The sequence below is a fragment of the Cohnella pontilimi genome (assembly GCF_005049045.1).
Classification (GTDB): Bacteria; Bacillota; Bacilli; order Paenibacillales; family Paenibacillaceae; genus Cohnella; species Cohnella pontilimi.
This window is the reverse complement of sequence record NZ_SUPK01000001.1, coordinates 110,630-133,303: the sequence shown is the minus strand read 5'-3', so window position 1 is coordinate 133,303 and position 22,674 is coordinate 110,630. Positions and strand designations below refer to the sequence as shown.

The following is a 22,674-nucleotide window of genomic DNA, read 5'->3' as shown; positions in this document are numbered from 1 at the left end:
CTTTTTGCCGGTATTTGTCAGGCTTGCCGTGTAACGCCCGGCTTGCTGGAAGAACCTTGTTCGAGTTCTCTTTCGCGCCGCAGAATATCCTCCATCGACGTAGCGAGCGCCGCTTGCGGGCCTTGGAAGTGTTTCTTATAGTATGCGAAATCCATAATGATGAGCAGGACCATCATGCCGAGCACGGCGTAGCCGGCCATTTCATTCGGCGGGATGACCATGATCACACAAATGAACACGATCCACAGCAGCGACACCACGGCAATGAAGTTGCTGTAGCGGCCGAGATGCCACGGGCCCAGATGTTTCTTTTGGAATTTGCCTTGGGATACCGCAATCAGCTTCAGGAAAATCGGAATGCCATAAGCGAGGTACAGACCGACCACGCTCACAGCCGTCAGGAACGCAATCGTCGTGTAGGCCGCGTCCGGATTGGCCGATTTGATGATGTAGTCGATAAACGCCAGCAGGAACGAAAGAATGACGGCAAGCCAAATAGCTTTCGCCGGGGTGCGATATTTTTTTGAAATTTGTGCCCATTGCCCGCTGAAAGGCATCCCTTTATCCCTCGAGAATGCATACATCATACGGGAGAATGAGGTAATTGACGACAAGCCGCAGAACCACATGGCGGCTGTGACCAGCCATAGAATTACATTGCCGAACGTGTTCCCCAGCGCATCACTGATAATATAGATGAAGGCATTGTCCGACCCGTTGGCTGCGGCGACATCCTTAATCGACAGCGTAACGAACGCCAGCATGATAAACCCGAAGACGAACGAATAGGCGACGGAGTTGAAAATACCCCATGGCGCGCGTACCCGGGGGTTTACCGTTTCTTCAATGGTGTGGGCGGAAGCGTCATATCCGGTAAACGTCCACTGCGCCTGCAGCAGGCCGATCAGGAAGGCAAACATATAGGGTTTATCCGAGAACGTTTGGCCGACTTGAAACAAGTAATCCACACTGTTCAAGCCGTTTTTGCTCAAAAAGGCGAGTGTCAACACGAGCACGGCTACGATGGCGATATGATACCAGGCGGAGAAATCGTTCAGTCTGGCGACCATTTTAATGCCGATATGATTCAGGATACCGTGGCTCAGCAAAATGACCGCAAACACGATCAATGTTGTCGTGAGCGTGGAGGTGTAGCCGAAGGCGCTGGCCAGCAGCGGATCGGCGAAGATGGAGACGGAATAGTCGATGCCCGCCACAATGCCGATTTGGCCGATCAGATTGATCCATGCCGTGTACCAGCCCCAGCGCTTGTTTTTCAGAATCGAAGCCCAATGGTATAAGGCGCCGGCTGTCGGAATGGCGGAAGCCAGCTCGGCCAGGCACGCGGCAATGAACATGACGAATAGTGCCACGAGCGGCCAACCGAAGCCCATCATACCGGGACCGCCGTATTTCAATCCATGTCCGTAAAGCGACACCGCGCCTGTCAGAATCGAAATGATGGAAAAGGAGATCGCGAAGTTGGAAAATCCGCCCATACTCCGCAAAAGTTCCTGCGCGTAACCGAATTTATTTAAGTCCTGTTTGTCCTTGTCATGGTTGTGGGAATGTGCACTCATGCTTTGGCCTCCTCCAAGTTATCGGAACATACCAATCCGTAAGTCCTTTTCACTTTCCAAGGAAACTTTCATGCTTGCTTTCATCGAATTCACGAATGCTTCGGCCTGCCAGCCGGACAATCCACACCGCAAACAAAGATGTAACGACAATCAACAGGATGCCGATCGTCAGTTCCATTCCGTCCACCTCCCCGTCCCTCGACATTGCGATCCCATTCTAGTTGTAAGCGGTTTCTAAAGCATCTATGAGAAAAGCTTCCGCGAAGAAGCGTCCCTCCGATTCCGGGCCATGCATGCTAAATGTCCAGGTTCACGCCGCTTGTCTTTTGTTCGAGCATCGCCTTCAAGACACTCCCGATATGCGCTCCGGCTTCCAATGAAGGCGTTCCCCGCGGATGGATGTTGGAGATCACGGTGCGGTCGCTTTCCACTGTTCCTTTGCGAGGACGGTAGCACATATACGCGCTCATCGAACGGGAGGACACGAGACCCGGCCGCTCCCCGATCAGCAGAACCAGCACTTCCGGCTCTATAATGTCGCCGATATGATCCATCACCGCCACCCTGCCGCCGCGTACGAAAAACGGCGTTCCCAAAGACAGGCCGTGGGCTGACAGCGAGTCCAGCAAAGATGGATATACGTCCCGCAAGTTGGCATCCACTGCATTGGCGCTCAGTCCGTCGGATACGACGATTTGCACCTGCGGCTTCATTCTGCAGCTTCGGCGGATCCGTTCCACACCGTCGTCCCGAATGATGCGGCCCATGTCAGGGCGTTTCAGGTAGTTATCGATGTTCTCAAAATACGTATCGACCGTGAATAGCCCAAACTCGTCCAGCAGCGGTTGACTCACCGTTCCGTACACGGAATCAATTGCGGCGGCGTGATCGCAGCGAAACTTCAGCATCTCCCGGGTGAGCGGCCGCGTACCGGACCGCCAAACACCGATCCGGGCTGGCGTGCTCGCAATCAGTTCTTCCACTCCCTCTGCCCATTTCGCGTTCGGCACATGCGAGATCGGAGGGCCAAAATCGTCCGCGCTTCCGGTTTCTGACGGCATCCGAGACTCAGTTACGTTAGCCGCGGGCTGAGAGGCTGCGTTTTGCAGGGCGGCGGGCAGCTTCTTCTGCAACTCCGCCATCACTTTATCAACCAATTGATCCAAGGGGATGGTCCGATTCATGCTTCACTCTCCTTCGCCTTCACGTTTACATGAATATTGACGGATCGCCCGCGATCGGCGTCAACCGGCCGTTTTCCATAATGCCCATCATCTCCAGCCATTTCTCGAAGGCAGGAGCCGGACGAAGCCTCATCGTTTCCCGCAGCGTGGCAATATCGTGATAGCTGGTGGATTGATAGTTCAGCATACAATCGTCCGCCATCGGAACGCCGATGATGTAATTGACGCCTGCGGCCGCGAGCAGCACCGCCAAATTGTCCATGTCGTTCTGGTCGGCTTTCATATGGTTGGTGTAGCAGACATCTACACCCATCGGAACCTGCTGAAGCTTCCCCATGAAATGATCTTCCAGACCGGCACGGATGACCTGTTTACTGTCGTATAAGTACTCCGGCCCGATAAACCCGACAACCGTATTCACGATGAAGGGCTTATACTTCTTGGCAAGTCCGTAACATCTCGATTCCAGCGTCACCTGATCGACACCGTGGTGGGCTTCCGAAGACAACTCGGAGCCTTGACCCGTCTCAAAATACCATAGGTTAGGTCCCGTTCCCGTCCCCTCGCGGCGGATCATATCGTCCGCTTCGTCCAGCAGCTTCACGTCGATGCCGAACGCCGTGTTGCCGTCCTGCGTGCCGGCCAGGCTCTGGAACACCAAATCAGCAGGCGCGCCTTGCCGGATGGCTCTCATTTGCGTTTTGATGTGGGCAAGCACACAGTTTTGCGTCGGGATGCGCCACTTTTCCATTTCTTCTTTGGTCGCGATGAGCATCGCTTTCACGCTTTCCGCGGAATCGATGACCGGGTTGATGCCCAGTACGGCGTCGCCGATGCCGTAGCTCAAGGCTTCAAATAAAGAAGCCTTCATGCCCCGGATACTGTCCGTCGGATGGTTCGGCTGGGCGCGTCCGGCCAGAACGCCGCGCTGTCCGATCGTAATGTTGCAATGCGTCGTCACTTCGATTTTGGCCGCCGCCTGCACCAAATCGAGATTGCTCATCAGCTTGGTCACGGCCGCAACCATTTCACTCGTTAAGCCGCGGCTGATCCGGCGGATTTCTTCATTGTGCGTATCTTGACGAAGCAGGTGCTCCCGAAGCTCGGCCACCGTCCAGTTTCGGATCTCGGCATATATTTTCTCGTTCACTGCTTCCTCAATGACCCGCGAAACTTCATCGGTTTCGGGAGGAATAAGCGGATGATTGCGAATGTCGGCCAGCGTTAAATCGGACAGTACCAGTTTCGCGGCCATGCGCTCTTTGGCGTCTGCCGCGGCAATGCCGGCCAATTGATCGCCCGACTTTTCCTCGTTCGCCTTGGCCATGACTTCCTTCAAGTCTTTAAAAGAATACGTGTTGCCGAATAATGCTGCGGTCAGCTTCAAACGTCCGTCACCTCCACTCTGTTATGGAACGCCAGCGTTTTGACTACGACCGGGATCATCGATCCGGCTACCGGCTGTCCCAAATCGATATAATCGCCGTGCTCCACTTTGATCTGATCGATGCACACCAATTTCGGTCCTGCCCCTGCACGTTTCGCGAGCGCTTGGCCGAGCGCTTTGGCGATGTCATTTTCGCACACCACCACGATCACGCCGCTGCTTGGAAAATAAGCTATAAAGCTTTCGTAGATCGTTTCGGACAATCGTTGCAGCGAAGCGTATGTCAGTGGCCGGAGTCCAGATATCGCCAACGCAAACGGTGGAGAAGCTTCCGCATCGAACAAGCCGGCTGCGGTGCGCATCGTCTGCGATACAGCCTGCGCCAAGTGCTCCGTATGTGCCAGTAGATGGGGAGTAACCTCCAGCTTCTGCACCGGCAAATTGCGAATTGGAAGTGCCGATTCATCCAAATGAACGGTAGCGCCGCTAATTTCCGTGCTTTGCATCCCAGCCCCGATCACCGTGGCGCGCACCGTTTGGTCCGGCTTCACGAGCCGGATCGCGTATCGCGACGAGAGTTCCTTGATCGTGTGCGCGAGCAGCGGGCCGATATCGCCGTGCACCGCGGTGTCCGCCAAACCATTCGGTTTTGCCTCCTCCATCAGCCGGCCGATTCCTCCCGAAACCATCCATTCTTCAATGGGCGGCATGGGACTCAGCGGTTCCCCCAAAAGCAAGGCGCGAACCGGCTCCTGGTCGGCACTGGCGTAACCGGCCAAGTAATCCAGCATGTTGCGGCTCATGGCGGAGCAAATCTGTTGCAACACTTCAAAGCTCACCCTTTGTCCAGGTTCCAGCCGATAACCGCTTGCATTCAACCAGCGCCTGATCGACGGTGATACCTCCGTGATCGCTCCCCCTGTATCTACTTGAATCAACCGGCCGCCCACATGAAAAGTAACCGTCCCGATCGGCTTGCCGCGCTGAAAAATCGCCGCATTCGCCGTCCCTCCGCCGATGTCGATATTGGCCACGGCGCCGCGGATACGCAAGGATCGTTCTTCCGCGCCTGCGCCTTTGCCGGCCAGCAGTCCCTCGAGGTCCGCACCTGCGGTCGCGACCACAAAATCTCCCGATCGCTCGGCAAGCAGATGCAAGATCCGCTTTGCATTGCGTTTGTTCGCGGTTTCGCCGGTGATAATGACGGCACCCGATTTCAGCTCCTCCGGCCGGACCGCCGCATGCTCGTATTCTCGCGCGAGAATCTGCCATATCCCATCTGCATCCACTTCATCAGCGCTTTTCAGCGGCGTGCTGTAAATAGGACTCTCATACAGCAGCTCCCTCTCGACGATATCGTAGCGCGGAAGGCTCAGGACACTTGAGGTGCGCATGAGCCGCAGGCGGCTGACGATCATTTTGGTCGTGCTTGTGCCGATATCGATGCCTACGCTCAAAATCCACCGATCGTCCGAGCGTTCGGTCATCCGGTTCTGAACATCCCGGACCATGGTTCCACCCCGTCCGTCAAAATGCGCTCCGCCAGCTTGGACAACGGGATTCGGGCTGCCATGCTGGCACTGCGCATTCGTTTGTAGGCTTCGTCCTCTTCCAGCGCGAAAGCTCTCATGACAGCGCCCTTGGCTTTCTCAACCTGTCTGCGCTCCTCCAACGATTGCTTAAGCTGTTCTAGATCCTTCTTGAGCGATTCCATCTTTTCTTTCTGGCTGAGCGCGATCCCGACAGCCGGAATCAGATCTTCCTCCGACACCGGTTTGACGAGATAAGCGGACACGCCCGCTTCCCGGGCATCCTGCACGAGCTCCCTCTGGCTGTAAGCGGTCAGAAGCAAGACAGACGTATCGTGCATTTTCCTGATAATCTGGGACGCCTTGATGCCGTTCATCACGGGCATTTTCACATCCATGATCACCAGATCGGGCTTCAACCGGGCCACGATCTCGATCGCTTCATCCCCGTTCTTGGCTTCTCCGGCGACGACATACCCTTCTTCCTCCAGCATTTCGCGGATGTCCATACGGATGATGGGATCATCATCCACAATGACGATGGAGTTCATCACAGTTTGTCCTCCTCCGGCAGCGCTCTGGAAAGCGGGAATGTGATTTGCACGCTGGTGCCGCGGTCATCCGAGGCGATCGTCAGAACCCCGCTCAAATTTTCCTGGACCAGCATTTCCGAAATTTTAAGGCCGAGATGCCCTTTTCGCTCCTGTCTTCCTGCGGCGTCGAGCCCAATTCCGTTGTCCGAAACCCGCAAGCTGACGATCTGACTTTTGTTGGCGATAGAAATGTCAATTTCACCTTGATCGCGTTCCGCGAACGCGTGCATCACGCAATTCTGAATGAGTTCGTTCACAACTAGCGCCAGCGTTGTAGCGGTATCGGAGGGAAGTGAGAGTTCATCTCCGAAAATACTTGCGCGGATCGTTTGATCCGGTTTGGCCATGGAGGAAATAACATTTTTTGCAATCCGCTCCACCACGTCGTTAAACACGATCGAATCAAGGCCTTCATACGCGAGCATTTCGTGAATAACAGCAATGCTGTTAATCCGGTTGATGCTGTCCCGGTACACCTTCTCCACTTCCGGAAGCTTCGTTCTCCGCATTTGGAGACGCAGCAGGCTGGACACAGTTTGAAGGTTGTTTTTGACGCGGTGATGGATTTCCTTGATGACAGCGGATTTGATCGTGAGCTGCTTTTCCTTCGCCACCAGCTCGGATATGTCGCGCAGAAGCATCAGCCCGCCCACCGCTTTTTGCTCCCGGTAGATCGAAACCGCTTTGACCACAAACGCGATATGGCCGAACTTGAGTTCCTTTTGGATGACGCCGGTCGGGTTCAGCAGCCGCTCCTTCTCCAGCTCCCGATAGAAAAGCTCGTTCAGCGTACGGCCTTCCGCTTCTTCGGTGTGCCCGATATCGTGGAGAATTTCCCGTGCGCGGGGGTTGGTATACGTCACCTTCTCCTGCTCATCGAAAAGAATGATGCCTTCATGCATGAGCGACTGCATGCTGCCTTCCGACATGGCCACGGTAAGCAGCGTCTCGCTCAGTCTCTCGGTTGTCAGCAGGAGCCGTTCCACGTTTCGTTCCTGTTCGACCTTTTCCGAGATATCCTGCTCCATGATCAGCACGCCGATCACCTGGCCGTCTTCCGCCCGAATCGGCACGACATGCTGCTGCATGGCGATCTGTTCCTGCGAGATGCCCCGGGAACCGATCACCGGCTGGCCCGATACGAGCGAGAACAGCACGGCCGGTTCATTATTTGAATACGCAAGCTGGCCGACCACTGAAGTCTGATAGAGAGACGGCGCCGTCGACGGAAAAGATTGGGCGACGACCAGTGCCGATCCTTTGTCCGTGAGCGGACAGTCGATGAATACATCCGATTGCGAGACATCCGCGATAAGCTGCAAATGCTTGGCAAAGTCTTCGATAATCGCGGCATGTTCCGCAGTCAATGTCGTTTGGGTGAGACAAAGTTCCTTGATCGATACCATGACCAGCCTCCATCGTCTTCGGAGTTTGTCCTATATCGACCATTTTTACATAGAACTGACATCAAAAGAAAGCCCTTTCATAAGTCGCTGCCCGGTGCCACGATGGAGAGCAGCTTTCGCTTCAGCGTCTCAACTCCGTCTCCTTGCAGAGAAGAAGTAATATAGATGTCGCCTTCCGGAAGCGACTGACGGAGAAGCGAGACCGCCCGCTTGGCATCGGCTTTCGGGTCATCGGCTTTCGTGACCGCCCCCAGCGCGGGAATCGGAAACCCGCTCGCAAATCCCGGCGGAAAATAGTTTCGTTCCCGGGTCGCGTCGTGCACGAGCAGCACCGCTGCGGCCTCATGAGAAGTCGCCATCAACGACCGGTAGTAAAGCGGATTCTCGCTGTACTCTCCCGGCGTGTCGATGATCCAATCGCGATAGACAAGACTTTGCGTTTTGGCCGCCGGCTGCCGTTCGCCGAACAGCGCCTTTACCAGTGTCGATTTTCCGGCTCCGACCGCTCCGATGATCATCACTTTTTTCATAGGGTTATGACCTCGTGAGCGGAGCAATCGTAAACTTCAGCTTTTCCTCGAGAAACACGTTCACCGCTTGAATCGCCATTTCCACCGCCGCCACTTCGCCTACGATGACGAGCGAACCGGTGAACCGGTCCAAATATCCGATGCCCACGCTGGCGGCCTTCGTGGCGATATCCGCGGCAATGATCGCCGTCTCCGTCGGAGTGAACGTTAAAATCCCGAGCGCGTTGGCTTCCTCTATGCCCAATTTCGTATACAAAATCGGATCGGGGTTGGCGATCACATGGGCCAGCGTCAGCTGTTTGCCGGGCACATATTCCTGGATGACCCTCTGCTTCTGCTGTTCCATCCTATCTCCCCCTTCCCAGGGCTTATCCTTCGTCCGGATCCAGCCCGAGCTCGAAGCTGTCGACGATGCCGACGATCATCGCATCGACCGGCACCTGCTTTCCGCTGAACAAAATGCGCGCCGGGCTTCCCCGGGAGACGATCACTTTCTCGCCCACCCCGGCTCCGATCCGGTCTGCGGCAATCACCGTCTGGCCGGACTCACGCTCCCGGAAATCGAGCGGCTGCACGATCATCAGCTTGAGATTGTCCATGCCTTCTTCTTTCTGGGTCGCCCATACGCTGCCGATCACTTTTCCTAAAAACATAGGTTCTCACCTTTCATCCGCATCGTGGACGGCGATGCCTTTTTCCTTCAGCAGATCTTTGGCCAGCGGAGAAAGGATCGTTCCTTTGCCGACCGAAAGCCGGTTCCATGACCCGTTCGTTCGCAGCTGCTGCCTGACCCACTGTTCCGTCACAAGCCGTCCGTTGAATGTCAGGCTGTCTTCGGCTGTTCGGCTATGCGGTCTCTCACCGCCGCTCACACTGAGGCCGCCGCACATGGACGCTGCCTGTTCGGCGAGCTTCTCGCGCGGAGCAAATACGACGCCCAGAGAAGCCATCTGCCGCTTGTGGGAGTCGAACAGATTTGCGTAAGGTTGCGTCAAGGTTAAGGTTTTCAGCGTCCGCCGGTCCGCTTTCTTCAGTCCGGGAACATCTTCGCCCACCAATACGAATCGATTCAAGGTCAGCGAGGCGAAAATGATTTCCGACATCACCGTTCCCCGAATCCCCAGTGCGGATCGTGCGGCGTTGTCCAGGTCGATTTCCGGAATGACGATCCCGTCATATTCAAGCGGCAGTTCCAGCGGCGCCGGCGCATATTCATCAACCGCGATCACTTTGCCGGGGCCTCCGCTTTCGATCTTGTGCTTGCCGAGCCATCCGGAAGTCTCTCCGTCGAGCAGCAGCATGTCGTGGCGAATCCCGTGAATGTTCAGCAAAATGAAATGATCGCTGTATGCTTCATGTGCGGTGCTGTCGCCAAATACGTACAACACCTTCGGCTGCTGCCGGACCGCTTCCGCCTCCAACGTATACACGAGCTCGCGGACGATCGATTCCACCAGCTGTTTGATCTCCATCCTCCGCTACCCCCTGACGGAACCGGTGAGCTCACCGTTTATGCCGATGACGCGCACGACGTCACCCGTTCGAAGATAAGCTGCGTTCGCCTCATCGTTATCGATGTGAAAGTCGAGCGAAAACTTCGGGTTCACCCTCACGATCACATCGGCGAACAACACCGGCCGGTCGCCCAGCGTCTGCACGATCAGGCTGTCGCCATTGACCACTTGAAACCTCTCCGCGTCATCCGGTGACATATGCACGTGGTTTTTCGCCACGATTAATCCTTGCTGCAGCACCAAGGCGGCTTTCTCGCTCACAAGGGTGATGCCCGGCGTACCTTCGATGTTGCCCGAAAGACGAACTTCCGGATGAATCCCCAGTGTAAACCCGTCGGTGCGGGAAATTTCCACCTGGGAAGCGCCCCGAGAAGGTCCGAGAATTCGCACGTGGGGAATGATACCTTTCGGTCCGACCAGCGTCACGGTCTCTTTCGCGGCGAACTGCCCTTTTTGCGACAGTTCCCGAAGAGGCGTCAAGCTGTATCCCGGACCGAACAAAGCTTCCACATGCTCCGGCGACAGGTGGACATGGCGATTCGATACGCCCACCGGCATCGTCAGACCGCCGGATTTAGCGCTTTCCCGGAGATGGACCGGATCGGACGCAAGCCGTGTGGTGGCGATGCCCCTGTTCTTCAGAAAATCGGCCGCGGCCGGTGTCAGCTTATCCCCTTCGGACAGCGGAAACGGATTCGGGATGCCGGATACCAGCCGGGCACGCAGATACGTTTCCGTAATGAGCGCCATGGGTCACATTATCCTTCGAGCTTCGGAAGAATGAACTCAATATCGCCGTGCGGGCGAGGAATGACGTGTACGGATACGAGCTCGCCGACTTTTTCCGCCGCTGCCGCACCGGCATCCGTTGCCGCTTTTACTGCGCCTACGTCGCCGCGAACCATGACGGTCACCAGACCGCCGCCTACATGCACCTTGCCGATCAGCTTCACGTTTGCAGCTTTGACCATGGCGTCTGCCGCCTCGATCGATCCTACCAAACCTTTCGTTTCCACCATACCGAGTGCTGCCAGTTCTCCTGCCATTGTAAATCCTCCTCGTTTTGTGTTTGGAGCCGTTTAAAGCTCTCTATTGGGATTGAAGTTCGGAAAGCACGCTTTTCACGATTTGCATCACTTCATCGCGCGTAATGCCCAGTTCGCCGCGGCTCTCGATGGCTTGAACGGTCCGATCGACAGCATGAGCCGCCTTCTGATCCGGTGTCGTCTCCATCTCCCGAATTCCGAACGCAACGCGCTTGATGTTAAGCAAGTGCTGCGGACCGATATTGTCCGACGTGATGTTGTTGCCGAATGAACCGCATCCGAGCGTCATGGAAGGCTGAATGCCGGTGGTGGCGCCGATTCCGCCGAATGTAGTGCCGCTGTTGACCACGATGCGTGAAGCCGGTTTCTCCAATCCGAACGCCTCAATGACCTGCATATCCTCGCAATGAATGCCAAGCGTATGCCCCAGGCCGCCAAGCTCCAATAACTCGATGCATCGCCGGCAGCCTTCCTGCCAATCATTTACGGTGTACAACGCGAGCAAGGGACTTAACTTTTCCACAGAGAAAGGGTATTCCAGACCGACGTCGGTTTCTTCAGCTATGAGCACCCTCGCATCGCCCGGAACGGAGACGCCGGCCATGCCCGCGATCACCTGCGGAGACTTGCCGACAATTTTCGGATTCAATCCTTTTCCGATCAGTACGACAGAGCCGATCTTCTGCTTATCCTGTTCGTTCAGAAAATAGGCGCCTTGCCGCTTGAGCTCCTCGACCAGCTGCGATTTAACGGTCTTATCGACGACGACCGCCTGCTCGGAAGCGCAGATCGTGCCGTAGTCGAACGTTTTGCTTTGCAAGATCTGACGGACCGCCTTGGCGATATCGGCGCTTTTGTGCACGTATACCGGTACGTTGCCCGGTCCGACGCCGTATGCCGGCTTGCCGGAGCTGTACGCCGCCTTCACCATTGCGGTTCCTCCGGTCGCCAGGATCACGTCGGTCAATTTGTGCTTCATCAGTTCCTGGCTCGCTTCGATCGACGGCCGGCTGATGCAATGAATTAAACCTGGAGGCGCTCCCGCTTTTTCCGCCGCCTGCCGCATCACCCGAGCCGATTCCTGGCTGCAGCGAAGCGCCGACGGGTGCGGACTGATGACGATGGCGTTGCGTGCCTTGATCGAAATCAAGCATTTGAAAATAACCGTCGACGTCGGATTGGTTGAAGGAATGATGCCGGCCACGATCCCGAACGGCTGAGCGATTTCCCACACCTTGTTCGAATCGTCCTTTCGGATAATCCCGACCGTCCGCATGTCTTTGATGGCGGCGTATACGTCTTTGGCGACGAACAAATTTTTCGTTTTTTTGTCGGCCGCTTTCCCGTAACCCGTCTCCTCCGCCGCCAAGGAGCCCAATCTCTCGGCCTCGTCTTCCGCGGCCTTTGCCATTGCGGCTACAATGTCGTCGATTTGCGATTGGGTCATTGTCTCCAGCTGCTTCTGAGCGGCCTTCGCTTCCCTCAGAAAATCCCGCACTTCCTGAACCGCCTGTAAATCGGCATCCAGCTTCATGTCATCGAATCACTCCCTTCACGGGTTGTGCTCCGTCAGCAGACGGAGCAGGACCGCTTTGCCGGCGGTGCTGATCTGCCGGCCGCTGAGCGGGAATCCGGGCGTGTTGCGGGCGATTCTTCTCAGCTCCTGAACGGGCAGCTTGTCCCACTCCGGCACAAATTCAGGTGCTCGAATGGCCTCGTGCAACATACCGGATTCCGGCAGCCGCGGTTCCGGCTTTACCGGCTCTTCCGGCCGCTCCAGCATCTGAAGCATTTGCGGAACCGAGGCATCAGGACGCGGGATCACATGCGAAGCCAGCAGCTGCCCGACTTGACGTGCCGCCGCTGCTCCCGCTTCCACGGCAGCCTTCACGGATGCCACGTCGCCGATCAAATAGACGGTCACGATCCCGGCGTCCGCTTTCTCGTACGTGGTCACCCGGACGTTCGCCGCCTTGGCCGCGGCATCTGCAGCCGCGATCAGGGCAGGAACGCCCCAAGTTTCGATCATGCCCAGTGCGGGCACTTGTGGTTCCATTTTCGGCTCACCCGCTTTTCCCTTAACCTAACTTCTTCGGCTGCTGCGCCACTTCGCGGACCGCTGCCGCAAAAGCCTCCGCGGCAGCCGTGCACGCGGACTGACTTCCGGTGAGCAAGCCTCCGGCAAAGTTCGTTTCCGTAGGCGGCCCGTAAAACTGGCAAAGCCGCACGTCGGCCGCCTTCAACGCGGCATCGAGTCCGTACACCGCCTCAACCGGAGGAGCGATCAAGTAGGCCAAAGGCTCGCCTTCCCGGATCCCCGCCACCTTGGACAAGTAGGACCCGGTTCTGGACACAACATGCGCATAATACGCGTGGGAAGCCTCTTCGTTGAGGGCGTAAAAGCATGCGCCTTGTTCCATTAACGCGATGGCCGCTTCCAATCCGCTATTCACTTCTGCCGGCGTCTCGCCGCCGATGATTCCGATAAATTCGCCTGACAGAGGGCCTGAAGCATGCGCCGATCCTGCATAAAAAGATTTGGCGTAGACGACTTCGACCGCCGCCTTCTTCGTCGCTTCATCGACCGCCGTGTACCCGACGTCGTCTATGCTGGACGTGAGCAATCCCAAGCTCCGGATGCCCGGTCTGAGCTCCAACTGCGCGGCCAGACCCGCATCCACATTCGGGATGACCCGTACGGCCAGCGGAACGGCCCGTATCGGTTGCTGTCTCACTCCCTTCACCTCTTCGCCCGGATTTGGCCGGACAAGCAAAAAGGCGCCCAGGATCAACAAGCGGTCTCCCCCGCTTGTTCTCCTAAGGCGCCATTGCCTTCCGGTCTATTCTTTTTCGACTTGATAGTACTAATTTACCCCACTCGCGAATGTTTTGCAAGCGCTGTCATTCCAAAAGAACCAATCTAGGACTCTATTACCCATTAGGAGACAAAATCCACACTTAAAAGCTAAAGTACCGTTATTTTTATCATTTTATGCCGATGGAATCGCAGGTGATTAATCCGATACTAACCTCTCAACAGATGGTAGACCACTATCCTCCCATTTTAGGAGAAACACGTCCGGGTTCGTAAGCTGCCTCCACTCCTGAAATCCGAAGTTTGGATTGAAGTGTTTGATCATAAGGGACAGTAGGCCGCCATGACTCGCGACAACAATGGATTGCTCTGGCCGTGCAATTGAATCTTCAATGACTTGGATCCCCCTGGACATCGCTTCACGGGAAGATTCCCCACCCTCGTACTTCATGTCCAAATCCTCAAATGATTTTTTCAAACAATCCATCCAATCGTCTAATGGCTTCGAGCTCAGGACTCGTTCGCGCAAACGGTGATCTATGGCCGTGTCAACCCCGGTTATTTCGCTTAAGGGTCGTACCGACTCAATCGCCCTTTTGTACGGACTTGAGACAATATATTCGACATCAAACTTCCGCAACAATTCAGCCATTTTCTTCGATTGCCGTACGCCTTCCTCCGACAAAGGAGCATCCGGTTGTTGGCCCGCCGCTGCACAATGCCTGACGAGAAATATTCGTTTCACTCCTGTCCCTCCATCAGCCGGCCGGTCAAAAATCCGTTTCAAACGTACACTTAAATCTCTCGACTCCCGAATATTTTTCACCGAGGCTCTCGATGATGAAACCGATGTTCCGGTAAAATTCGACGGCCTCCTCGTCGGTTTCCACCGTTACAAGCTGCGGCTTTTCCAACTCCAGGGTTCGCAAAATGATCCCCCTGCCGTACCCAAGTCCGCGCTGGTCCGGAGAGACGGCTAAGTGTTTAATGTCCAGCTTGTTCTCCTCAACACGCCGGTAACCGATCACCGCGACGATCTGACCCTCGGATTCCAGGCCAAACGCGCGCAGCTGCTGATCTTTTCTATATCGATCCAACGCTTCGATTACCTCATCTTCATCCGTATCTGCGAACATCGCATACTCAAATAATTCTCGAATCGCGGGCTCGTCGAGCCTTGCTTTCAAATCTACCAGCATGTTCATTGCCTCCTTCATCGGTCACCTCATACCCTCTTGAACAATTTCGATCATCTTATCCATATTTTCAGGATGACAGGCGATGATATAAGGTTCCGAGCTCATGCCGGAGTACGGCTTGCCTTCGAAATCTACGACAATCCCTCCCGCTTCTCTCACCATCAGAATGCCGGAATACAGATCATCGCCCTCCGAATTATACAGCACGATCCCGTCGATGTCGCCCTTGGCCAGCATGCACCATTGCAGTGTCGGAGCCCATAGCCGCATCATTCTACGAAAACGTAAGTCCAGGTGTTGTCGCAGCTTCACCGCTTTCGGATCGTTCTGAACTTGATGTCCCTGGATCCATCCGATAATTCCGCGCCTTAAATCTTTACACGGTCTAGCCTGCATCGCATGATCGTTGCAATAAGAACCTTCTCCCGCACTCGAGACGAAGAGGCGGTCGGTCATCGGCTCATAGACCACACCTAGCACCGGCTCTTGACGATACATTAGCGTAATGGAGGTGGTGAAAACCGGCAGCCCGATGGCAAAATTGTTCGTCCCATCCAATGGATCGACCAGCCACAACCAATCGCTGCTCTTGCCGTTATTCCCTGCTTCCTCGCTATGTACTTGATGATCGGGGAACTCGCGGGTTATGCGCTCCAGAATGACGGCTTCGGCCAAGTGATCCACTTCTGTGACCACATCGCCGAAACCATCCTTCAACTGCAGATCCTCCACTCGCTCAAAACGCTCTTTCGCGATATCGCCTGCCTGCACGATCACTTCTACTGCAAGCTCTTTCGCCTTTTGCATCACCTGTTTATCCAATGACTCTCCCCCATAATCCTCTCTGTTACTTCGCCGTATCCATAATCAACTGGATCACTTTGCCTGCGGCATCCTCTTCATGATGACGAGTCATGTTCTCCGCAATCTCCGTCCGTCTGTCATATAGACGTAGGATGGAATCAACGAACGAGTCGTCGTTCATATCTTCTTCCCGCAATACATGACAGAAGCCGCGTTTCTCAAACGATTCAGCATTCAAAATTTGATCGCCCCGGGAAGCCTGCTTGGAAAGTGGAATGAGAAGCATCGGTTTATGCAGAGCCAGAAACTCGAAAATCGCGTTCGAGCCCGCCCGGGATACGACGATGTCCGCCATCGCCATCATGTCCGGCAGCCTATCGGTGACGTACTCATATTGCCGGTATCTTTGCGAAATCAAAGTACGATCGATTTGACCTTTGCCGCAAATATGGACGATTTGAAAACGATCGATCAGCCGATCGAGATTGTTTCGAACCATGCCGTTAATGCGCTGCGACCCCAAACTCCCGCCCATGACCAGCAGGACGGGCTCCCGGTTGGTAAAGCCGCAGAACGCCAGCCCTCTGGCTGCATCTCCGTTCTTCAACTCTTCCCGGACGACGGCGCCTACCAAATCGGACTTACCGCGCGGCAAATGTTCCAACGTTTCCGGGAACGTCGCGCACACTTTCGAGGCGAACGGAATGGCGATTCGATTCGCCAATCCGGGTGTGATATCGGACTCATGGATCACGACGGGCACTTTGTTCAAACGCGCACCGAGGACGACCGGCACGGAAACAAATCCGCCTTTGGAAAACACGACGTCGGGCTTGATGTGCTTGATTTTGCGGTAAGCCTCGTAACAGCCCTTGATCACCCGGAAAGGATCGGTTACATTTTTCCAATCCAAATAACGTCTGAGCTTGCCGGTGGAAATCCCGATGTACCGGACATCCTTTAACCGTCGAATCAATTCCGCTTCAATTCCTTGATATGAACCCATGTAGTAGATTTCCCAACCGAGCTCCCTGAACTTGGGGATCAAAGCCGTATTGACCGTGACATGACCTGCCGACCCGCCGCCCGTGAACAAGATTCGTCTCATCACGTATTCCCCCTCACACGCCGACTCCTTGGAGGTACGCGTTTTGTTTGATGATATTTTTTACACGTTTAACGGTATTCGACCGCTTCGGCAGCTCTGCCGTTCGGTTGAGGAATATCCACCGCAAACACGCCATCGCTTCAAAAGCTTGATATTCGCCAAGATCAAGCGGAATATCGGAAGTATAAGCAGATAAAAACTGCGAAGCGATTCTCTCGGATGTATAAACCTTCAGTAGGAAATGGGCCCATGCCAAGTCGTACCGGTGATCCCCGAGTTGTCCGTTCGTCCAGTCGATGACCGTATACCGGCCGTCTTTCTCCACAATGTTGCCCAGATTGAAATCGCCGTGAATGAGCCTTTCTTGCTTCAATCGGCTGTCCGTGACAATCGATTGTAAGCGGTCGTGCAAATCCGGAAATTGATCGATGCCGGGGTAGAAATACGGGATAAAGTCATACTTCCGAAAAAAAGAGCGCTCACCCATCTGAATGTTATGTATTTGCGATAACAATTTTGCTATTTCTGCGATCATTTCGGGGTTCACTTTTTTTACCGCTTCCCCATCGAAGCTGGTTAACAAAACCGGATGATCCATGCCGTCTATTCCGGAGCCGAATGGTTGAGATACGGACAGGCCTTGATGACGAAGCTCAGACAATAAGTCGTATTGATATTGGGCATCGGGCTTGGAGCTCTTGTTCCATATCTTCATTGCATAATGAATATCGGCGAACGCAATCCGGACGACCTCGGCTTCTAATCCGGACGGCATCGGGTGAACGGTCCAAAGCGCATCGGGCGCTGCCAGGCGCTGACTTACCTCGCTTCCGTTGTTCCATTGAATGTGACGAAACCGATTTTGCATTTTTTCACTCCTGGACCGCGTGACTTTCCCCTATATTTCGATTATTATGCGCTCTTCTCCTTTTCAAAGCAAAAACCCCGCCGCATCGGTGAGGATACAGCGGGGGCGGGTGCGCACCACCTACTCAGGAAGGAAGCTGGAGAGCGGTCTGAACGTTCATCCGGTCCAGTTGAACTTGTTCTTGCATGTTGTAAGGGTGATAAAACCCTCTCTGCATCAGATAAGCCGTAATTTTCTCCTGGAAATCGATCGATTCGTTCAGATGCCGGATCAACGTCGCCTTCACCTCCGGGGTAGCCGATTCCGTGGCCGCCGCCGCGTACATATGGATACCGGATTTGGCCGCCATATTCAAATCCAGGGCAATGACCTGATCGGTCATAACATTTAATCCCGTTAAATTTTCAACCAGCCAGTTCATGCTAAACCCTCCTCTAATGTACCGAGTTGGCCAAAAGCGAGTCTAACTCCTTCAGTTGCCGGGTGGACTGCTCAATGTCCGTTTGAAGGAGGGCTTTCAACTCGGGGTCCTCCACCAATGCCTGCATCGTTTTGGACTTGGTGAGGCAAAGCGCCTTAAAAGCCGTAATCTCGTGCAGATCGCACGTTTCGTGGGCGCCGTAGCGGTTGTCCATAATGCTGCCGTAATTTCCTCCGCCTGTCATGGCTTGAGCACCACCTTCACGCAATTATCCGTTCTGGTATCCATAAATTCATATCCGCGCTTCGCTTCGGACAACGGGATAACATGCGTTACGATATCCATCGGATCGATTTTTCCGGAGGCGACAAGCTCGTACATATGCGGCATATAGTGAATGACCGGGGCCTGACCGGTGCGGATATTGACGTTCCGGTTCATTATATCACCCAGAGGAATCCCATTGTACGCCCCGCCGTACACCCCGGTAACCTGGATCATTCCGCCTTTGCGGACAGCCTGGGTGGCGGTAATGAACGCATTTACGGCCCCTCCTTGAAGCTTAAGACCGGTTGCGACGAATTCCATAGGCGTCATCTTGCCGTCCATTCCTACGGCGTCGATCACCACATCGGCTCCGCCTTTGGTCATTTCCTTGAGGTGGGTTCCGATATTTTCCTCTTTCTCGAAATTGACGATCTCGACATTATTGCGCTCTTTAGCCCGCTGTAGACGATAATCAATGTAGTCGACAGCAATTACTCGTTTGGCGCCCTTGAGCCAGCAAAATTTCTGCGCGAACATCCCCACCGGTCCGCAGCCGAGCACAATGACCGTGTCGCCGGGCTTCACGCCGGCATTGTCCACCGACCAGTAAGCGGTCGACATCGCATCCGCGATGACCGACAGTCTCTCGTCCTCCACTTCGCTGTCTTCCGGAACTTTAAAGGAAGTAAAGTTCGCATAAGGAACCCGCAAATATTCCGCCTGGCCGCCGGCGTATCCTCCGGTCGTCTCGGAGTATCCGAAATAAGCGCCCATATCCCCGTGCGGGTTGGAGTTGTCGCATTGGCTTTCGAGATGGTTCTCGCAATACCAGCAGTGGCCGCATGCGATGTTAAAAGGAATAATCACGCGGTCGCCTTTTTTAACCTTGGTGACGTCCGGTCCTACCTCTTCGACGATCCCCACCGGCTCGTGGCCGATAATGAAATCTTGGGGCATATTGGGAATCATGCCGTGGATCAAATGCAAATCGGAGCCGCAAATCGCGGAAGCCGTGATTTTGACGATCATGTCGTCGGATTTTTCGATTTTCGGATCCGCCACATCTTTGACTTGTACGTTTTTAATGCCTTGGAACGTAACGGCTTTCATCGTGCTTCCTCACTCCTATTTGTCGGGCGTCGCGAACAAGCCGAGCCGCGAAGTATCTTTCGGGAAAAGATCGAGATTCGAAATTTTCATCGTGGTATCCGCGGACTTCAGATCAAGCTGGAACTGCTCGCCGACTTGGTACGGGTGCAGCCAGTGCTTGTCGATCATAAGTTTGGCGATCGCATCGTGCATCGCAAGAGAGTCGTTAAGCTGCTGTTTCAGGATAGCCCTTGCGTCTGGCGATGCAGTCTCGGCAATCGCGAAAGCGCAATTTCGGACGCCGTTTTTAGCCCGCATCAGAAATTCCAAAGCGAATGAATTATCCGCCAAGTCGGGCATGCCCACCGCGTTTATGGGGTCTAAGTAGTCGTTATTCACCGCTTTCACCTCCGTTATTGCAGCTGGATTTTTTGATAAAGTCCGGTAAGCTGCGTCAGATGCTTTTGGGTCATTTCCACATCTTTTTGCATCAAATGCTTAAGGTCACGGTCGAAGCACAAGCCTTGCATGAATTTCGACTGCGCCAGACAGAGTGTTTTGAAATTGAGCATCTCGTGAATTTCCATCGTTTCATGAGGCGCCAGCCTTTGCACGGGTTGTCCGATCTGTGGTTGTTCCAACCTTGCTCACCTCCGCTTTCTTAAAACGGAATTATTTTCTCCCCGTCCCCGTCACTTATGCATAATGGCCCTTCTCCGCGCCCAAGCTAGAGCTATGGACATGGATCGAAATATTTTGTTTATCTTATGGTTCGTATGTGTGACGAGTATCTATTTTCTTGTTCCAAGAGCGAAGGCACATGCATTTTTAATGTGTTTTTTGGCCTGTCAGGCGGTAGGATGGCCTGTGGAGCTGCTCCTCGTACAATTTGATGGGGTAGCCTACCCCCTGCGCGAATTTCCCAAAGCGTCCGACTTAAGCATTACGGTCAAACTCGTGTGGACTCCGGTGGCGAGCGGACTGTTTTACATATACATACCACGTAAAAGCCGGACGATGAAGTTTATCTATTTCGCAGCTTGGGTTTCGTTCCTCACGCTGATCGATGGTTTGTTGGCTGCTCATACCCGACTGGTGAAACACGTACATGTTCACTGGAGCTTGATAGCATTGGTGTTTGCGTTTCTTCTCTTATGTGTCAGCGGGATTGTGACATGGTTTTTCAAAAAACCTGCCGTTTTCCGGGAAGAGGTCGGTGATTCGTGAGTGTAAAGATACAGTACGGGATCATCCTGGGGGTTTGGATCTTTTCCTTGCTGCTGATTTTCGCCATTCCGCGGAATAAACGGCGATTGGCGCTGGTGGCCTTTTTGTTCAAACAATGGATCACCTCTATCCTCGGTCATGCCGTAGTCGAGCTTGGCCTTCTCATCTATCCGGTAAGGGAGTTGGCAAAAATCAGCCGGACGAGCTTCACGTATGAATATATGGCTTATCCGATGACTTGCGCGTTGTTTAATGCCTATTACCCGGGCCGTCGGAGCCGCTGGTTTCAATTCGGCTATTATGTGTTGTTCACCTCAGTACTGACGGTGATCGAGGTGATCATGGCACAATATACGGATTTGATTCGTTATGTTCGGTGGAATTGGTTATGGTCATGGGGGACGGTTTTCCTCACCTTCCTGATGACTCGGGTGTTTTGCGTGGTTTATTTTGGGACGATGCATGCAGGAAAACAAAAAAACGCAGCCTCTTCGCCGCGTTCTTCAATGGATCAAAAATGAAGATTGCCTTCCAGTACCGCACGGTTCCGGCAAGGGCCTACCGGAACTTGAATGAGCGCGGTTTGCCGCCGAAGAGGCAAACGATACAAGTCATCCGTATTCGCCACGTCAAAGCCGAGAAGCGGCCTTCCTCCCATCCCGAGTGCGGCGGCGTTCAGCAGCAGACGCTGCACCATGATGCCTGCCTCCATTTGCTGAATGCGGTAGCCTCTCCATCCCCAAGTATCCAGAAGATGCCGGTTGTCGCCTGCGACATGCATACATAATGGCACTTGGTACAAGTTTACATTGTGCATCGTCATGCCCAACTGCAGCCTGAAACGCGGGTCCCCGTTCCGTATCTGCGTTAAGGTGTGCCGGGAAGCATCGTAATGATAGGTGCCGGCGCCGACGCCTTCCACTCCGTAGAAACAGCCGTATAAGAAAACGCGCGGCGCCGGCACCGGCGTTCCGTCCAGATCGTTGCGGTAATCGATTGTACCGGCAGTGCCTTTCAATAACGAAGCCAAACAAGCGGGGTTGATTGAACGAAGCACATAATCGGTGTCAGGCGAGTAACGCCGGCGAGACAGCGCAGCCAAATCATACGCCGGAGGATCTGCGTCGGGGAGACGGATGTCCGCATGGCTCCAGGATGCAGGGTGCGGCTGACTCCACTGCCGGAACCACCGGGAGGATTGTTGCAGGGAAGCTTCATTCATCCTGCGCAGCAACGGGTAATCCGCCACTTTTTTCGACCGCAAATAATGCTCATGCCGAATCGGTTCCAGCTCCAAGGATAATGCCGGGGCGGTGACCTCCCGTTCCGGCCTCCTGCCGGGATCGAACCAACGATCGGCCGGCTTTGCCGAGAGCGGGATAACGGCATACACGCTCTCCTCCCGCTCATCCAATCCCAGCAGCCGGTTGACCGCCTGGTCAAGAAACTGAAAGCAAACGACCGGCGAGTATCCGAACCGTCTGCCAACTTCCAGCAGTTGACCGAGCGCGACTCCCGTATCGAGTCCTTGAAGCCGGTACGCGAAGTTGTAGTATTTGAAAAAGTTTTTCCAAAACATCGTACTGACAAAAACGACGCCGAAGCAATCCGAAACCCGGCAGCGATCCCCGAGAGCCGAAGCCACATATTCGTCGAAGTTTCCCTCCCGCAGCAGCACCAGCCGGTGATGCGCGACGTCATAGTGATAAACCCCTTGCGGCAATCCTTCAATCTTGAGGTAAACATAGACCTCGTTCGGATAGAGAGCTCCTCCGGACGGTACGACCCGCCGGTACATTTTCGTAGAAGCCGCCTCATCCGATTGACCGTCCGGCAGCCATCCGGATTCGGTCAACTGAGTCAATCCGTACCCGTACCACAAAAAATAGCCGATATCCCGCCATTCATGACGGCTCCCGGACACCCCGCCTTCCAGTGTCAAAGGCATATCCGCAGGCAAGGGGAATACCGGAAGCCGCCTGTAAAGCTTATACGGGAGCGGCGCGTCGTCCCAATCCGCTTCCCATTCCACCGGTTTGGCTTTGTCGGTATCATAATGCAAATTATAGATGAATTCCCACAGTTCCATGGCCAACCTCCCGTCCAT

29 protein-coding genes are annotated in these 22,674 nt (G+C 54.5%); 2 read left to right on the top strand and 27 right to left on the bottom strand.

Annotated elements, in window-relative coordinates:
- Nucleotides 1–17: 17 nt before the first annotated feature.
- From E5161_RS00760 to E5161_RS00640, 26 genes are all read right to left on the bottom strand, one after another.
- Nucleotides 18–1,580, bottom strand: coding sequence for an amino acid permease (locus E5161_RS00760; protein ID WP_136775684.1), 1,563 nt, complete (start codon nt 1,578–1,580; stop codon nt 18–20).
- 49 nt (nt 1,581–1,629) lie between these two features.
- Nucleotides 1,630–1,758, bottom strand: coding sequence for a hypothetical protein (locus E5161_RS21240; RefSeq protein WP_281279826.1), 129 nt, complete (start codon nt 1,756–1,758; stop codon nt 1,630–1,632).
- Between the two features lie 118 nt (nt 1,759–1,876).
- Nucleotides 1,877–2,764, bottom strand: coding sequence for an ethanolamine ammonia-lyase subunit EutC (eutC, locus tag E5161_RS00755; RefSeq protein WP_136775683.1), 888 nt, complete (start codon nt 2,762–2,764; stop codon nt 1,877–1,879).
- Nucleotides 2,765–2,789: 25 nt separating this feature from the next.
- Entirely contained in the window at nt 2,790–4,151 is a 1,362-nt protein-coding gene (locus E5161_RS00750) for an ethanolamine ammonia-lyase subunit EutB (protein ID WP_136775682.1), read from the bottom strand.
- Complete coding sequence (locus E5161_RS00745) at nt 4,148–5,662, bottom strand: ethanolamine ammonia-lyase reactivating factor EutA (protein WP_246042050.1); 1,515 nt, start codon at nt 5,660–5,662, stop codon at nt 4,148–4,150. Before E5161_RS00745 ends, E5161_RS00750 begins: the two co-directional genes overlap by 4 nt.
- Nucleotides 5,635–6,231 carry an ANTAR domain-containing response regulator gene (locus E5161_RS00740; protein ID WP_136775681.1) on the bottom strand — a complete coding sequence of 199 codons (597 nt, stop codon included), beginning with the start codon at nt 6,229–6,231 and terminating at the stop codon, nt 5,635–5,637. The genes E5161_RS00745 and E5161_RS00740 overlap by 28 nt, the downstream gene beginning before the upstream one ends.
- On the bottom strand, nt 6,231–7,679 hold the full coding sequence (locus tag E5161_RS00735) for a sensor histidine kinase (protein WP_136775680.1): 1,449 nt from the start codon (nt 7,677–7,679) through the stop codon (nt 6,231–6,233). The genes E5161_RS00740 and E5161_RS00735 overlap by 1 nt, the downstream gene beginning before the upstream one ends.
- 77 nt (nt 7,680–7,756) lie before the next feature.
- Nucleotides 7,757–8,209, bottom strand: coding sequence for a EutP/PduV family microcompartment system protein (locus tag E5161_RS00730; protein ID WP_136775679.1), 453 nt, complete (start codon nt 8,207–8,209; stop codon nt 7,757–7,759).
- A 4-nt stretch (nt 8,210–8,213) separates the two neighbouring features.
- A complete protein-coding gene (locus E5161_RS00725) occupies nt 8,214–8,555 on the bottom strand; it encodes a BMC domain-containing protein (RefSeq protein WP_136775678.1) in 342 nt (113 codons plus the stop codon).
- Nucleotides 8,556–8,577: 22 nt separating this feature from the next.
- Complete coding sequence (locus tag E5161_RS00720) at nt 8,578–8,862, bottom strand: EutN/CcmL family microcompartment protein (protein ID WP_136775677.1); 285 nt, start codon at nt 8,860–8,862, stop codon at nt 8,578–8,580.
- Nucleotides 8,863–8,868: 6 nt separating this feature from the next.
- Entirely contained in the window at nt 8,869–9,681 is an 813-nt protein-coding gene (locus E5161_RS00715; RefSeq protein ID WP_136775676.1) for a hypothetical protein, read from the bottom strand.
- Between the two features lie 6 nt (nt 9,682–9,687).
- Entirely contained in the window at nt 9,688–10,473 is a 786-nt protein-coding gene (locus tag E5161_RS00710; protein ID WP_136775675.1) for a phosphate propanoyltransferase, read from the bottom strand.
- Between the two features lie 8 nt (nt 10,474–10,481).
- Nucleotides 10,482–10,769 carry an ethanolamine utilization microcompartment protein EutM gene (gene eutM, locus E5161_RS00705; protein ID WP_123040136.1) on the bottom strand — a complete coding sequence of 96 codons (288 nt, stop codon included), beginning with the start codon at nt 10,767–10,769 and terminating at the stop codon, nt 10,482–10,484.
- 43 nt (nt 10,770–10,812) lie between these two features.
- Nucleotides 10,813–12,303, bottom strand: a complete 1,491-nt coding sequence (locus E5161_RS00700; RefSeq protein ID WP_136775674.1) for an acetaldehyde dehydrogenase (acetylating) — start codon at nt 12,301–12,303, stop codon at nt 10,813–10,815.
- Nucleotides 12,304–12,321: 18 nt separating this feature from the next.
- Nucleotides 12,322–12,825 (bottom strand): BMC domain-containing protein, encoded by a 504-nt coding sequence (locus E5161_RS21235; RefSeq protein WP_136775673.1) that lies wholly within the window; start codon nt 12,823–12,825, stop codon nt 12,322–12,324.
- 22 nt (nt 12,826–12,847) lie between these two features.
- Nucleotides 12,848–13,504 (bottom strand): ethanolamine utilization microcompartment protein EutL, encoded by a 657-nt coding sequence (gene eutL, locus E5161_RS00690; RefSeq protein WP_136776373.1) that lies wholly within the window; start codon nt 13,502–13,504, stop codon nt 12,848–12,850.
- 279 nt (nt 13,505–13,783) lie between these two features.
- Entirely contained in the window at nt 13,784–14,329 is a 546-nt protein-coding gene (locus E5161_RS00685; RefSeq protein WP_136775672.1) for a histidine phosphatase family protein, read from the bottom strand.
- Between the two features lie 25 nt (nt 14,330–14,354).
- Nucleotides 14,355–14,783: a GNAT family N-acetyltransferase gene (locus tag E5161_RS00680; RefSeq protein ID WP_169306533.1), complete on the bottom strand. Its 429-nt coding sequence runs from the start codon at nt 14,781–14,783 to the stop codon at nt 14,355–14,357.
- A gap of 21 nt (nt 14,784–14,804) precedes the next feature.
- Nucleotides 14,805–15,605: an inositol monophosphatase family protein gene (locus E5161_RS00675; RefSeq protein ID WP_246042049.1), complete on the bottom strand. Its 801-nt coding sequence runs from the start codon at nt 15,603–15,605 to the stop codon at nt 14,805–14,807.
- 25 nt (nt 15,606–15,630) lie between these two features.
- Nucleotides 15,631–16,695 carry an undecaprenyldiphospho-muramoylpentapeptide beta-N-acetylglucosaminyltransferase gene (locus E5161_RS00670; protein ID WP_136775670.1) on the bottom strand — a complete coding sequence of 355 codons (1,065 nt, stop codon included), beginning with the start codon at nt 16,693–16,695 and terminating at the stop codon, nt 15,631–15,633.
- A gap of 13 nt (nt 16,696–16,708) precedes the next feature.
- Nucleotides 16,709–17,563, bottom strand: a complete 855-nt coding sequence (locus E5161_RS00665) for an aminoglycoside phosphotransferase family protein (RefSeq protein WP_136775669.1) — start codon at nt 17,561–17,563, stop codon at nt 16,709–16,711.
- A gap of 124 nt (nt 17,564–17,687) precedes the next feature.
- Entirely contained in the window at nt 17,688–17,984 is a 297-nt protein-coding gene (locus E5161_RS00660; protein ID WP_136775668.1) for a spore coat protein, read from the bottom strand.
- Nucleotides 17,985–17,997: 13 nt separating this feature from the next.
- Complete coding sequence (locus E5161_RS00655) at nt 17,998–18,228, bottom strand: hypothetical protein (protein ID WP_246042047.1); 231 nt, start codon at nt 18,226–18,228, stop codon at nt 17,998–18,000.
- Entirely contained in the window at nt 18,225–19,361 is a 1,137-nt protein-coding gene (locus E5161_RS00650) for a zinc-dependent alcohol dehydrogenase (RefSeq protein ID WP_136775667.1), read from the bottom strand. Before E5161_RS00650 ends, E5161_RS00655 begins: the two co-directional genes overlap by 4 nt.
- A 15-nt stretch (nt 19,362–19,376) precedes the next feature.
- Nucleotides 19,377–19,739 carry a spore coat protein gene (locus E5161_RS00645; protein ID WP_136775666.1) on the bottom strand — a complete coding sequence of 121 codons (363 nt, stop codon included), beginning with the start codon at nt 19,737–19,739 and terminating at the stop codon, nt 19,377–19,379.
- Nucleotides 19,740–19,753: 14 nt separating this feature from the next.
- A complete protein-coding gene (locus tag E5161_RS00640; protein ID WP_211246678.1) occupies nt 19,754–19,927 on the bottom strand; it encodes a spore coat protein in 174 nt (57 codons plus the stop codon).
- A gap of 118 nt (nt 19,928–20,045) precedes the next feature.
- Here E5161_RS00640 and E5161_RS00635 point away from each other — a divergent pair, with 118 nt between their 5' ends.
- Complete coding sequence (locus E5161_RS00635) at nt 20,046–20,567, top strand: CBO0543 family protein (protein WP_342773805.1); 522 nt, start codon at nt 20,046–20,048, stop codon at nt 20,565–20,567.
- Complete coding sequence (locus E5161_RS00630) at nt 20,564–21,088, top strand: CBO0543 family protein (protein WP_136775664.1); 525 nt, start codon at nt 20,564–20,566, stop codon at nt 21,086–21,088. The genes E5161_RS00635 and E5161_RS00630 overlap by 4 nt, the downstream gene beginning before the upstream one ends.
- Here E5161_RS00630 and E5161_RS00625 read toward each other — a convergent pair.
- Nucleotides 21,079–22,656 carry a SagB family peptide dehydrogenase gene (locus E5161_RS00625; RefSeq protein WP_136775663.1) on the bottom strand — a complete coding sequence of 526 codons (1,578 nt, stop codon included), beginning with the start codon at nt 22,654–22,656 and terminating at the stop codon, nt 21,079–21,081. The genes E5161_RS00630 and E5161_RS00625 overlap by 10 nt on opposite strands.
- Between the last annotated feature and the right edge of the window lie 18 nt (nt 22,657–22,674).